General features: G+C 64.4%; 12 protein-coding genes and 1 tRNA gene. 8 read left to right on the plus strand and 5 right to left on the minus strand.

Annotation, left to right across the window (positions count from 1 at the left end; genetic code table 11):
* Nucleotides 1-65: 65 nt before the first annotated feature.
* The 3 genes from BLU88_RS09655 to BLU88_RS09665 all read left to right on the plus strand — a co-directional run bounded on the left by BLU88_RS09655 (nt 66) and on the right by BLU88_RS09665 (nt 3,395).
* A complete protein-coding gene (locus BLU88_RS09655; RefSeq protein WP_092012984.1) occupies nt 66-569 on the plus strand; it encodes a DedA family protein in 504 nt (167 codons plus the stop codon).
* 160 nt (nt 570-729) lie between these two features.
* Entirely contained in the window at nt 730-2,121 is a 1,392-nt protein-coding gene (locus BLU88_RS09660; protein ID WP_092012987.1) for a sodium:proton antiporter, read from the plus strand.
* 101 nt (nt 2,122-2,222) lie between these two features.
* A complete protein-coding gene (locus tag BLU88_RS09665) occupies nt 2,223-3,395 on the plus strand; it encodes an MFS transporter (RefSeq protein WP_092012990.1) in 1,173 nt (390 codons plus the stop codon).
* A 157-nt stretch (nt 3,396-3,552) separates the two neighbouring features.
* On the opposite strand, the gene BLU88_RS09670 is transcribed toward BLU88_RS09665, so the two are convergent.
* Nucleotides 3,553-3,629, minus strand: a tRNA-Pro gene (locus BLU88_RS09670).
* Nucleotides 3,630-3,859: 230 nt separating this feature from the next.
* Here BLU88_RS09670 and gcvH point away from each other — a divergent pair.
* Genes gcvH through BLU88_RS09690 form a run of 4 tightly spaced genes read left to right on the plus strand, consistent with a single transcriptional unit; the run spans nt 3,860 to nt 7,226 of the window.
* Complete coding sequence (gene gcvH, locus BLU88_RS09675; protein ID WP_092012993.1) at nt 3,860-4,264, plus strand: glycine cleavage system protein GcvH; 405 nt, start codon at nt 3,860-3,862, stop codon at nt 4,262-4,264.
* Entirely contained in the window at nt 4,264-5,325 is a 1,062-nt protein-coding gene (locus BLU88_RS19025; RefSeq protein ID WP_092012996.1) for an FHA domain-containing protein, read from the plus strand. Before gcvH ends, BLU88_RS19025 begins: the two co-directional genes overlap by 1 nt.
* 10 nt (nt 5,326-5,335) lie before the next feature.
* Nucleotides 5,336-5,821: a bifunctional nuclease family protein gene (locus tag BLU88_RS09685; protein ID WP_092012999.1), complete on the plus strand. Its 486-nt coding sequence runs from the start codon at nt 5,336-5,338 to the stop codon at nt 5,819-5,821.
* Nucleotides 5,822-5,831: 10 nt separating this feature from the next.
* Nucleotides 5,832-7,226, plus strand: a complete 1,395-nt coding sequence (locus tag BLU88_RS09690) for a class II 3-deoxy-7-phosphoheptulonate synthase (protein ID WP_092013002.1) — start codon at nt 5,832-5,834, stop codon at nt 7,224-7,226.
* Nucleotides 7,227-7,361: 135 nt separating this feature from the next.
* Here the strand turns inward: BLU88_RS09690 and BLU88_RS09695 are convergent, their stop codons facing one another.
* Complete coding sequence (locus BLU88_RS09695; RefSeq protein WP_092013005.1) at nt 7,362-9,563, minus strand: protein kinase domain-containing protein; 2,202 nt, start codon at nt 9,561-9,563, stop codon at nt 7,362-7,364.
* Nucleotides 9,560-10,729, minus strand: coding sequence for a lytic transglycosylase (locus BLU88_RS09700; RefSeq protein ID WP_092013009.1), 1,170 nt, complete (start codon nt 10,727-10,729; stop codon nt 9,560-9,562). Before BLU88_RS09700 ends, BLU88_RS09695 begins: the two co-directional genes overlap by 4 nt.
* 129 nt (nt 10,730-10,858) lie before the next feature.
* On the opposite strand from BLU88_RS09700, the gene BLU88_RS09705 reads away from it, so the two are divergent.
* Nucleotides 10,859-11,209: an Rv2175c family DNA-binding protein gene (locus BLU88_RS09705; protein WP_092013012.1), complete on the plus strand. Its 351-nt coding sequence runs from the start codon at nt 10,859-10,861 to the stop codon at nt 11,207-11,209.
* A 33-nt stretch (nt 11,210-11,242) separates the two neighbouring features.
* Here BLU88_RS09705 and BLU88_RS09710 read toward each other — a convergent pair whose 3' ends face one another.
* Nucleotides 11,243-12,538: a polyprenyl synthetase family protein gene (locus tag BLU88_RS09710; protein ID WP_092013015.1), complete on the minus strand. Its 1,296-nt coding sequence runs from the start codon at nt 12,536-12,538 to the stop codon at nt 11,243-11,245.
* A complete protein-coding gene (locus tag BLU88_RS09715) occupies nt 12,535-13,080 on the minus strand; it encodes a hypothetical protein (protein WP_231939345.1) in 546 nt (181 codons plus the stop codon). The genes BLU88_RS09710 and BLU88_RS09715 overlap by 4 nt, the downstream gene beginning before the upstream one ends.
* Nucleotides 13,081-13,134 lie beyond the last annotated feature (54 nt).

A 13,134-nucleotide genomic window follows, 5' to 3' on the forward strand; every position in this document is an offset into this window, starting at 1 on the left:
CGATCCATAGACCCCTGGCGTGTCGACGCGGCGGATATGCCCAGTGAGAGGAGTGCATCTCAACGATGAATCCGCTCGACTGGTCGTTTCCGATCGCCGTGACCTGGCTGATCATGTTCGGCATCATCATCGTCCGGGCCGGCGGCACCTTCCTCCTCGGACGTTTCGCCCGCAAAGGAATCCGCAAGTTCGACCGAGTCGAGAAGATCATGTCCGGACCCAAATACCGGCGCGCCGAGGATACGATCGACCGTTTCGGGGCACCCGTCGTGGCACTGAGCTTCCTCACCGTCGGACTGCAGACAGTGGTCAATCTGGCCGCCGGAACCACGGGGATGCGATACCGCCGCTACGTCCCGGCGCTCGCCGTCGGCGGATCGCTGTGGGCGCTCATCTACTCGACCGTCGGATTCCTCGGCTTCAAAGCGGTGGCCAAGGCCTACCAGGCCGAACCGGGGCTGACCGTCGGGCTCGGTCTCGTCTTCGTCATCGCGATCATCGGTCTGGTCATCGGACTGCGCAAGGATCGAACTCCCGCCGAGGAGGCGACCTCCGCCTCGGCGAACTGACCGATCTGCTCTGTCGCCTCTGCGCGCTTGCATGCGTACGGTCGAAAGCGTCCGTGTGGCAGACCGTGGTCCGGAGCCCTCGGCGAATTCAGTAAAGTGGGACAGCGTCAACGTCGACAGGACGAGACTGCTCGTCGACAGTGAGTAAAGGAGTCCCCGGATGGTCGTGGCCTGGTGGAGCATCATTCCGTTCGTTCTGCTGCTCGGGTGCATCGCGGTGCTTCCGCTCATCCCGGCCACGGAGAAGATCTGGGATCGCAACCTCGTCAAACTCATCGTCGCGCTCATCCTCGGTGTGCCGATCGCCGTGTGGTTCCTGTTCAGCGGGGAGTCCACGACCGTCATCCACGCGCTGCTCGAGTACTTCCAATTCATCATGCTCATCGGCAGCCTCTTCGTCGCTTCGGGAGGAATCTTCCTCGTCGGCGACATCAAGGCGACACCGCGGAACAACACGATCTTCCTCGCCATCGGCGGCGTGCTGGCCTCATTCATCGGCACCACTGGTGCGGCGATGCTGCTCATCCGCCCGATCCTCAACACAAACCAGGACCGCAAGCACCGCACTCACACGGTCATCTATACGATCTTCATCGTCGCGAACTGCGGCGGTCTGCTCACGCCGCTGGGTGACCCGCCTCTGTTCCTCGGCATGCTGCGCGGAGTGCCCTTCGAATGGACGTTCGGGCTGTGGCCGTACTGGCTCTTCGTCAACGCTCTGCTGCTCATCAGCTACTTCGCCCTCGACTCGAAGATGTACGCCAAGGAGCCGGCCGAAGCGCTGGCCAAGGACGCCGAATATGCGACGAAACTCGGCCTGCGCGGTGCCAGCGGTCTGCTGTTCCTGGCGATCATCATCATCGCCGTCGCGTTCATCCCGTCGGTCGACATGCATGCGATCGAGACGGGGCATTCGACTGCCTCGGACTATGTGCCGTGGCGTGAGGTCGTCATGTTCGTCTCCGCGGTGACGTCGTTCCTCGTCGGCGACCGCGGTGCCAGGTTCAACCTCAACAAGTTCACGTGGACGCCGATCCTTGAGGTCGGGGCGCTGTTCATCGGCATCTTCCTCACGATGATGCCGGCACTGCAGTACCTCAGCCAGATCGCCCACAAGATCCCGCTGGGCGAGATCTCTCTGTTCATCTTCACCGGCGGTCTCTCCTCCGTCCTCGACAATGCTCCGACCTATGTCACCTTCTTCGAGATGGCGGCTCAGGTGCCGGGCGAACCGAAGGTGGCGGGTGTGCCCGAGACCCTGCTCATCGCGGTCTCGCTCGGTGCCGTCATGGGTGGGGCCATCACCTACATCGGCAACGGGCCGAACTTCATGGTCAAATCCGTCGCGGACTCGGCGAACGTGGCAATGCCGAGCTTCGGCGGCTACGTGTGGTGGTCGCTGCGCCGCCTCGTGCCGATCCTCGCCTCGTTGGTGCTCATCTTCATGACCGGTTCCCTGTGGTGGATCCTGCTCGGAGTGCTGGTCGCGCTCGTGATCCTCGGACAGGCCGGTCGAGACCTGCGAGCGGCGAAAGTCGTGAAGGCGGACTGAGCCGACATGCTCGGAACAGTTGAGTCGCGCAGTGCGGATGCGGTGGGACTCTGAGTCCGCGCGGTGACGCCGGACGCAGTTATGGCGGAGACGGCGGCGGCGTGCGAGTCGCTGCCGGAGTCGGCCTGTACTTCACCGGAAACGGAGCCGTGTTCGCAGCGCTGCTGCCGTGGTATCCGCTGTTGGTCGACCGGCTCGGCCTGAGCTCCTGGCAGTTCGGACTCGTCGTCGCCTGCTTCGCCGGCGGATCGCTGCTGTCCTCGGCTCTGCCAGCTGCACTCATCGCCCGCTTCGGAGCTCACCGGGTCGTCATCGGCGGAACAGTGATGCTCGGTGTGGCCGCCTCGGCGACGGCGTGGTCGGTCAACGGCGTGATGATGGCGATCTGCCTGCTCCTGCTGGGGTGCTGCGATGCGATCGTCGACGTCGCGCAGAACGTCGTCGGCATCACCGTGCAGAAATGGGCCGGTCGCTCGATCCTGTCATCGATGCACGCGCTGTGGAGCTTGGGCGGACTGGTCAGCGGTGCCGCCGCAACCGCGGCTGCCAGCGCGGGTGCCGATATGCGAGTGTGGTTGGCGCTCATCGGCGTCGCGACCGTGCTCATCACGATCGTGGGCAGGCGACTCATCGGCGGCTATGCTTCGCCGAGACGGGTCGCGGATGACGAATCCTCACAGGGGAGCAGCAGCGGAGAGGAGGTTGCAGGGCGTTCGAAGCGGGCGATCCTGTTGGCGGCTCTGCCCTTGGCGATCGTGGCGATCTGCGGTGCCGCGGTCGAAGACATTGCGAACAACTGGGCGGGACTGTCTGCGGTCGAGTTCGCGGACGTTCCGGCCTCCTCGGCGGGGATCGCCTTCAGCATCGTCATCGGCAGCCAATGCCTCGGACGGTTCAGCGGGGACGCGCTCGTGATGAGGTTCGGGGCCGGTCGGATCGCGCGACTCGGTGGCGGGCTCATCGCGCTCGGCGGATTCGGCATCGTCTCAGCCCAGGAACCGATCCTGCTGCTCGTGTCAATGGGTGCGATCGGCTTCGGGTCAGCGACGCTCGTGCCCGGCGCACTCGGCGCCGCCGGCCGTCTGCCCGGCGTCGGACGGGCCGGGGGAGTGACGCTCGTTAACTGGCTGATGCGGGTCGGCTACCTCGGGACGAGTCCGCTGGTCGGAGTCATCGCCACCGGAGCCGGACTGCGATGGGGTCTCGGGGTTCTCGTTCTCGTCGGCATTCTGACGATGGTATTGGCGAACCGACTGGACGTTCGCAGAGCCTGAAATCTGTGCGAGTGGGCTCGGTAATGCGCACGGCAGAGAGGTGGGCTCGAGACTGCGCTGGGTGTGGGTGGCCTCGGGACAGCCGGAAGCGCGGAATGGTTCTGGAAACGAAGAATGTGCCGCTGCTTCGCTTCAATCGAAGTGGCGACACATGTGGTGGTCGGGCTAGCGGGATTTGAACCCACGACCTCTTCACCCCCAGTGAAGCGCGCTACCAAGCTGCGCCATAGCCCGTTACCGTACTCCCTCGTGGGCAACGAGAACTAGCTTATACCGATCGGCGGCCAACTGCCAAAACCGCGTTCCGTGACCTTCGAAAAACAGGTATCATCCCAGGTAGATACCGAAGAAGCGGGACTTGCTGATGCCTGACAGGGTGACCCGGTAACATTTCCGTTTCGTGATTGTTATGAAAGTGGACTAGGCCGCTATGCTTGGTACACCGACAAACTAGAGGAGTCGACATGGCAGATCTGGATTATCCAGTGTCTTTGCGGTACTCGCGCGACCATGAGTGGGTTGCGACCACGGATGACAATGCAGTAGTCCGAGTGGGTATCACTGATTTCGCCCAGGAACAGCTGGGTGACGTCGTCTATGTCGACCTGCCTGAAGCCGGGGATTCGGTCACTGCAGGGGAGTCCTGCGGCGAAGTCGAGAGCACGAAGAGTGTCTCTGACCTGATTGCACCTGTGTCGGGGACCGTCACCGAGGTCAACGACTCACTCGACGATTCACCTGAGACCGTGAACTCGTCGCCCTTCGAAGACGGGTGGATGTATCTCGTCGAACTCAGTGACCCCGCACAGCTCGAATCGCTGATGGACAGCGAGGCGTACAAAGAGCTCATTCAGAGCGAGGAGGCGTAATGTCGCAGAATCACGATCAGAATCGTCCGACCCCCTCGCAGCCCTGGTATGACAACGGACAGGTCCCGCAGTCGAAGAAGTTCCCGTTCGGTGCCGGCAGCGGCAACGGCGGTGACGAGTCGGCGACTCGGATGAACCCCCAGGTCGACCAGAACGGCCAGGGCAATACCCCTCCCTACGGACAACAGCCGGCCAACGGCGCTCCGCAGGCACCGCAGTACGGCAACGGTCAGAACTATGGCGCGCCCCAGCCGGCCAGCCAGCCCTATGCCGCAAACGGTCAGGGCAGCCAGGGGCAGCCGCAGTATCAGCAGCAGAACCAGAATGCGCCGCAGAACTTCGGCCAGCCGCAATCCGGACAGCCCCAAGGCGGCCAGCCGCAGGGCAGCCAAGGTCAGTACCAGTACGGTTCGAACGGCGCTGGCCAGTTTGCGCAGCCCCAGGGCAGCCAGGGCCAGCAGCAGTACGGTAACTATCCGCAGCAGGGCGGCCAGCAGCAGTACGGTTCGAACAGTGCCGGCCAGTATGGCCAGTTCGATCCCAACCAGCAGCAGGGCAGTCAGCCTGGCCCCGGACAGTATGGTCAGCCGCAGCCCGGTCAACCCCAGTCGGGCCAGCCGCAGTCCGGTCAGCCACAGGGCGTGCCGTCGAACGGCGGTCAGGATGCGATGAACGATTCGGGCAGCCAGCAGTTCCAGGGAATCCTGGATCCGCACACCGGAGAGATCCACCCCGTGCCCGACCTTGAAGGTCTGCAGGATGCCGACGCTCTGCTCGTCGTCGTCTCCGGACCGGACTCCGGTTCGCAGATCCTGCTCGACACCGACGTGGTCACGGTGGGCCGCAGCCCGAACGCCGACATCTTCCTCGATGACGTCACCGTCTCGCGCAAGCATGCCGAGTTCGTCCGTACGCCCAGCGGCTTCACTCTGCGCGACACGGGTTCGCTCAACGGCACCTATGTGGGTCGTCAGCTCATCGACTCCATCGAACTGCAGAACGGAGCCGATGTGCAGATCGGCAAGTTCCGAATGATCTTCCAGCAGCGTCCGCGCTCCTGACCGGGGGATAATGTCAAAAGTTGAAGTCGAGGTTGTCGGCGTCCGCATCGAAATGCCCGCCAACCAACCGATTCTGCTGCTCAAAGCCAGCGAACCTGCGTACTATCTGCCGATCTGGGTCGGTGCGATCGAGGCCAATGCGCTGTCGATCGCGCAGCGGGGGCTGACCCCGCCCCGTCCCATGGCACATGCTCTGCTGCTCGATGTCCTCGAGACGTACGATGCTGAGCTGCAGGACGTGACGATCACCGGCAAGGACGGCCAGATCTTCCTGGCCGAGCTGCACACGAACGACGGGAAGTCGATCTCCGCGCGCCCCTCGGACGCGGTGACTCTGGCGCTGACAGCACACTGCCCCGTCTACGTCGAAACACAATTGCTTGAAGAGTCCGGAATCGAAGCCCCCGAGGCCGATGAAGAGGAAGTCGCGCAATTCAGAGACTTCCTCGACAACGTCTCGGCCGAGGACTTCGAGACCGGCACCGAAAACACATGAAAGTGAAACAGTGAGTCTCCACACAGATCCGGTTCTGTCCAACAGAGAAATCGCCGCTGCCGGTCACGATAATCTCCGCGGTCTCGACGACTGGCGCGAAATGGATCCGAAGCAGCAGCCGACGTATCTCGACAGTGCCGCGCTCGACGAGGTGCTCACCGATCTGCGCAGCTCTCCTCCGCTGGTCTTCGCGGGTGAGGCCGATGTGCTCAAACAGCGGATCGCAGCCGCCTCGCGCGGAGAAGCGTTCGTCCTGGCAGGCGGCGACTGCGCGGAATCCTTCGACGGAGCCCAGGCGGATAAGATCCGGGCGCGTGTGCAGACCGTCCTGCAGATGGCGGCCGTGCTCACCTACGGCGGATCGATGCCTGTGGTGAAGATCGGCCGCATGGCCGGTCAGTTCGCGAAGCCGCGGTCGGCCGATATGGAGACCCGCGACGGAGTCACCCTGCCGTCGTTCCGCGGCGACATCGTCAACGGCTACGAGTTCACCGAGGAATCCCGCCGCCACGATCCGGAGCGTCTGCTCAAGGCGTACCATATCTCCGCCTCGACTCTGAACCTCATCCGTGCGTTCACTCAGGGCGGTTTCGCCGATCTGCGGTTCGTCCACGATTGGAACCGCGGCTTCCTCGCATCGAATCCCGGGTACCAGCGCTATGAACAGACCGCTGCCGAGATCGACCGCGCCATCCGCTTCATGGATGCCTGCGGAGCCGACTTCGATGCGCTCAAGACCACCGAGTTCTACGCCGCCCACGAGGCGCTGCTGCTCGAGTACGAACGTGCATTGACCCGCATCGATTCGCGCACCGGCGAAGCCTACGACGTGTCCGGACACTTCCTGTGGATCGGTGAGCGCACCCGCGAGATCGACGGTGCCCACGTCGACTTCCTGTCGAAGGTGCGCAACCCCATCGGCGTCAAGCTCGGCCCCACGGCCACAGCCGACGACGCTCTGGCCTTGGCCGAGAAGCTCGACCCGGATGCCGAACCTGGCCGCCTGACCTTCGTCACCCGCATGGGTGCCGGACAGATCGGCGAGTCGCTGCCGGCTCTGCTGGCAGGGGTCGGCGACCGACTGCCGCACGTGACCTGGGTCTGCGACCCGATGCACGGCAATACGATCACCTCGAACACCGGGTACAAGACCCGGCGCTTCGAAGACGTCATGGCCGAGGTCGAAGGATTCTTCAACGCCCACCGCGATGCGGGCACGATCCCCGGCGGACTGCATATCGAACTCACCGGCGATGACGTCACCGAGATCATGGGCGGAGCCACGGAGATCGACGATGAAGGTCTGCGGCGCCGCTACGAGACCCTCGTCGACCCGCGCCTCAACCACGATCAGTCTCTGGAGATGGCGTTCCAGGTCGCCGAGTACCTCACTCGCCGGAAGTAACAGCCGCCACAGACAATTCCGGGGGCTCCGCAGAATCTCTGCGGAGCCCCCGGAATTGTCTGTGACTGATGAGTCACGTTTATGACTGACAAGACACTCGTCTGACCGACGTGCCACTCGTATCGCTGACGAGTCCTACTTGTCTTTGTCCTCGTCCTTCTTATCGTCGGACTTCTTGTCCTTGGAATCGTCCTTCTTCTCGTCCTTCTTGTCGTCCTTGGAGTCGGACTCTTCCCTCTTCTCCTTGCCCTTGGACACGCGGACGATGATGAGCGAGTTCGCGGGCTTCGCCTCGGTGCTCTTCGGGAACTGCGAGACGACCTTGCCCTTGGGAACGTCGTCGGAGAACACCTCGTCCTTGCCGACGCGGAACCCGCGCTTGGCCAGGGTCGCATACGCTGCATCAAAGGTCAGACCCTCGACGTTGGGAACCGGGATCGGAGCGACGCCCTTGGAGAGGACGAGGTCGATCTTCTCGCCCTTCGACAGCTTCGTCCCGGGCTTCTGCGAAGCCGAGATGACGGTGTCCTCGGCGACCGTGTCGCTGTATTCCTCGTCGACCTTGCCGACTTCGAGGTTGACCTTCTTCAGCGCGCCTTCTGCCTCGTCGCGGCTCAGGCCTTCGAGCTTCGGGACCGCGAACTTCTCCTCACCCTTGGACACGACGACCGTGACGGATGAGTCGGGGGCGAGCTCTGCACCGCTGACAGGTTCGGTGCCGATGACCGTTCCGGCGGGTACCTTGTCGTCGAAGACTTTCTTCGGCTCAGCCTTGAGGTCGTTGTCCTCCAGCTGCGTGGTGACTTCTTCCACGGACTTGCCCGCCAACTCGCCGGGGACGATGGACGTCGGAGCCGGCAGGTTCGCCACGACGAACCACGCGACCAAAGCGAGAACGGCAACCACGGCGACGAGACCCACGAGGACCCGACGTCGACGACGTCGGGCAGGGGGCGCCCCCGCCGAAGCGGCCGCGGAACCAGCGACGACCGCGGCCTTGTCCTTGCCGTCCCGATCATCGTCATCGTCGCGGTCGGAATCCGAATCCTTCGATTCCTGCTCGCCGTCGGAGTCCTCCTCTGCAGAGGAATCGTCCGTTTCGTCGGCATCTGCATGGTCGTCGGAAGCCGCGTCGTCTGAAGCTTGAGCGTCGGCGGAGTTGCCTTCTGCGCCAGCACTGGCTGCTGCAGCGGCACCGGCCGCACCGACTCCGGCCGCGGCGATGGCGCCACCGGCAGATTCGTCCGAGTCATCGTCCGAATCGGCGTCATCGGATCCATCCGTGGTTGCCGCCTCGGCGGAAGAGTCGTCACCATCGGCATCATCAGCTGCATCAGGAGCACCCGCTGCGTCGTCCTCTTCGCCTTCGAGGTACGGGATCTCGTCGGTGCGGGAGCGCTTCTCCTTCGGGGCCACCTCGCCGAGGTCGATGCTCGCGGTGAGCACGGGGGAGTGCTCGCCTGCTGCGATCTGCGGATCTCCGAGGTCGAGCTCGGCGTCGCTCATCTCCGCTCGGGCTTCGGCCAACGCCAGGCGGAATTCGGCGGCATCGGCCGGACGATCCTCGGGATCCTTCGACGTCGCCCACAGCACGAGTGCGTCGAGTCGCGGGCTCAGATGGGCTACGACGTCAGACGGCGGCGGAACCGTGTCGTGGACGTGGCGATAGGCGACCTGGATGGGCACATCGTCGGTATAGGGCTGAGCGCCGGTGAGCATCTCGTAGAACATGATGCCGACCGTGTACAGATCGGTGCGAGCATCTGCTCCGGCCCTGGTGACGAGCTCGGGAGCGACATAGCCGACGGTGCCGATCAGGGTCTTCGTCGTGGTCGCCGTGGTCACGGCACGCGCCAGACCGAAGTCGGCGAGCTTGACCTGACCGTCGGTGCCCAGCAGCACATTGTCTGGCTTGAGGTCACGGTGGATGATGCCCGTCGAATGCACGGCCTCCAGTGCAGCGAGGATCGCGTCGAGGACGACGATCGCCTGCCTGGGAGTGAAGGTGCTGCGGTGTTTGAGCTCACGGCGCAGAGTCACCGACGGCAGGTGCTCCATGACGAGGTAGACGATATCGCCGTCGCGCGCCTGATCGTGGATGGCCACGAGGTTCGGGTGGGTGAGGCGACCTGCGTTGATCGCCTCCCGACGGAAGCGTTCGACGAAGGTGTCATCGGAGATGAGGTGCTCGTGCATGACCTTGATCGCGATCTCACGGTCGAGACGCAGGTCGGTGCCTCGGTAGACCATGGCCATACCGCCGCGGGCGATCTTGGCATCGATGCGATAGCGGTCATTGAGCACCATGCCGATGCGGGGATCTCGGCGGGCGGTCACAGGGCCTCCTGCATACGTGTACGCTGCACCTGGACGGCGCGGACGAAGGCCTTCGTCTCCGGCAGCAGTCCGTCCGCGTGGACCGAGCGCAGGTCCTGGTAGTAGCCGGCGATGGCTTCGTTCTCCGATTCGGCGGTTTCGACGAGCCAGCCGAGGATGACGGTACCGGCGACGATATTGTCCTCGACGTCGAGCAGGTCGAGTCCGCGGCCGACGATATCGGACGCCCAGCGACCGGAGCGGGGAGTGATCTGCATGATGCCGATCGCATTGCCGGCCGAGACCGTCGTGTGCTGGAAACCGGACTCCTGCGCGGCGACTGCCTGCATAAGGGCGGGATCGGCGCCGAGTTCGAGCGCCAGAGAGGCGACGAGCAGCTTCGCCTGCGCCGGGGCCGGATGGCGACGGTGCAGCAGAGTAGATTTGTTGAGCCGCGCCGCGTGGAGCACTGATGGTCGGATGCCCTCGACCTGTGCGCTGGCCGCGACGCGGGGGATATCACTCGGCGCTTCGGGGGCGGTGCGACGCGGGCGGGCCTGCGATGGGCGCAGCAGGAGCAGTTCGCCGACTTTGATGAAAGAGTCGTCGCCCATGGCATTGGCCTGCCGTAGGGTCGCCGGTGAGATTCCGTGCCGTGCGGCTATTGCCTGCAGCGTCTCGCCGGGAGCGACGATGTGTGAGGGGTCGTCATCGGGCAGATCGTTCTTCTCCGGCAGCGACAGGACCTGGCCCTGGTGGAGATTCTGACGCGGCGAGATGCGGTTGAGCTCGGCCAATGCGGGCACGGAGACGCCGTGCTTGCTGGCCACCCCATAGAGGGTGTCGCCCTGTTTGACCTTATATGTGCGACCGCCGTGGGTGACGGGCACGGTCGCACTCGCGGTGCCGGAGATCCACTGCGGTCCCGTGGTCGCGGCCGGCGCGTTCTCGTCATGGGACGTGGCGTTCTCGTCAGCGGTCGCGGGGGAGCCCGGTCCCTGCGTTGTCGCCGAGGCGGCCGGTGCGTCCTCGTCGGGGGAGTCGGTGGTGGGGGCCACCTCGGTGGGGGATTCGTTTTCGGGGTCGACCCGTTCGGCTCCTGGGATCGGACCGGTCGAATTCACCTTCGATGCGGCGCGGATGTCAGGAGCGGCGGTGACGGGCTCATGCCGTCGCGGTCGTGTCATCTGTCACCTGTTGACTTCATGTCGAGTGGGGAAGCTACGCTCCCCAGCCTAACGAGTAGGCAGGCCCGACCCGAGCATTCGGCACCGCATGGCGGGGTGTTTCTGCCGAATATTGCTACGCTTGAGGGCGTGAATACTGAAGAACTCGTCCAGGACTGGGCCCCGCTGCCCGATATCGCCGAAATGACCGGGCTCGGCATCTCCCAGGTGCGCAGGCTGCTCGAAGACGGCGCTATCTGTGGAATCAAGATCGGCACACCGAAGGTTCTGCGGGTTCCGTTGGCCTTCTTCGTCGACGGCGAGGTCGTCAAATCGCTCAAGGGCACCCTGCATACCCTCTATGACGCCGGATTCGACTATGAAGAGGCCATCGTGTGGCTCTTCACCCACGACGAGTCCCTGCCCGGTCGTCCCATCGACCTGCTTCGTGCCGGCAACAAGAAGGAAGTGCGCCGCCGCGCTCAGGCCCTCGCATTCTGATCTGACGGGCTCAGCCCGTGCGCTTTGCCGGGCTCAGCTGGAACGGTAGCTCAGCGCTTTCGCAAATCCCTTGAGTCGCTCCTGCGCCGCCGACCCGATGCGCACCCGCGCCGAGGCGGTCGACCCTTCCGCTGGCACTGCACTGGCGTCGCCTCCCGCCCACGTATCGACGATCGTCGCTGCGTGGGCGTGCTTGTCCGCGATGAAGGATTCGACGGCGGCGAGGCCGCCCGAGGCCGAGATCATGTCAACGCATTCGGCCACCTCGGTGTCGGTGAGATCCGGATCGCCCAGACGGGAGGCGAGGACCCCGAGCTGATCGGCCGAGATCCGGGCCGCAGTCTCGGCAATGAGCACTGTGCGTTTGCCTTCGCGGATATCGTCCCCGGCAGGCTTGCCCGTTGCCTCGGGATCACCGGCGATGCCGAGGACGTCGTCGCGCAGCTGGAACGCCTGACCGAGGGGAAGTCCGAAACCGGAGATCTCCTCAAGCAGTACACAGTCGGCTCCCGCCAGGGCCGCACCGAGGAGGAGCGGCTGTTCGACCGAATACTTTGCTGACTTAAAGCTCAGCACTTCCCACGCACGATCGGCGATCCGCTCGTCTTCGAGGGGGATGACCTCGGCGAGCACATCGAGATACTGGCCGACCATGACATCGCGGCGCACGGTTCCGCGCAGCTCACGGGCCGAACGGCTGTCTCCCAGAACCTCCTGCGACCGCTCGAAGAGCTCCTCGCTCAGCGCCAGGCAGATATCGCCGATGACAATGGAGGCGGAGACGCCGAAGGAAGCGCCGTCGCCGCGGAATCCCGAAGTCCGATGTCGGGCTTCGAACTGACGGTGCAGGGCGGGCCGGCCGCGACGGGTGTCCGAATTGTCGATGACGTCATCGTGGATGAGCGCGGCGGCGTGGAGCAGCTCGAGCGAACCGGCTGCCTGAGCCAGGCCGACGGCGACATCGGCAGAGGCCTCGGTCATGGGACCGGCAGGGGCACCGTTCGACGTGCCGGCGCGGACCTCACCGCCGGCGAGCTGGAAACCCCACCACAGCAGGACGGGACGGATCCTCTTGCCGCCGCGGGTGAACTCGATGAGTGCTTCGCCGATCGCTGTCGCATCGGGGGAGATCGCTTCGAACTCGGCGGCCTTCTCGGCGAGGAACGCCTCCAGCTGGGCAGACACCGCGGTGGCGATGGTCTCCGGAGAGTCGAGGGACTCGACGAGGGCAGGAAGCGCACCTGTCGTGGTGGACGGGACAGTGTCGGTACCGGCCGGCGCGGCGGAGTCAGGGGCGTCGCCGGGCGTCGCTGAGTGGTGCGAGGTCATGAACCGATGTTTCCGCCGACGGTCACGATCGAATTCGCCTTGTCAGCGGAATCCTCGGCGACAGTGACGACGAGGACGCTGTCATTGTCCTTGTGCTTGAAATTGACCACTCGGGCGCTCTTCGTCTTCGTCTCCTCGCCGAGGGGCTCGAAGTCGGCCTTGCCGAGCTCCTTCTCGTAGAACGCGAAGATGTCCTTGGCATCGGCCTTGGCGCGCACGACGAGGCTGACCTGTTCGGGCAGCTTCTTGTCCTTGTCGTTATGAGCCTTGACCGTCGCAGCTGAGAGAACTTCCGAACCCGGGTACGGCTTGATGTACTCGGGCAGATCCTTCACGTCATTCGATGTGTTGGGATCTGAGCCGGTGGCCTCGGTCGATGCTTCGGCCGAGGCAGCCTCGGTCTCGGACGGGGCGGCGGAGGTCGAGGTCTCCTGAGATGCCGAAGGGGTCGCTTCGGCTTGATCCCCACCGGTTCCCGAGCAGCCCGCAAGAGCGAGAGCGGCAACGATGGGCAATGTCATGACAGCGGTGCGCGATACCATACTTCAAGAATACCCGGACTGTTCGGCGGAGCCGAAAGGAACGAGCGCAAGGGG

Source organism: Brevibacterium siliguriense (genome assembly GCF_900105315.1).
Classification (GTDB): domain Bacteria; phylum Actinomycetota; class Actinomycetes; order Actinomycetales; family Brevibacteriaceae; genus Brevibacterium; species Brevibacterium siliguriense.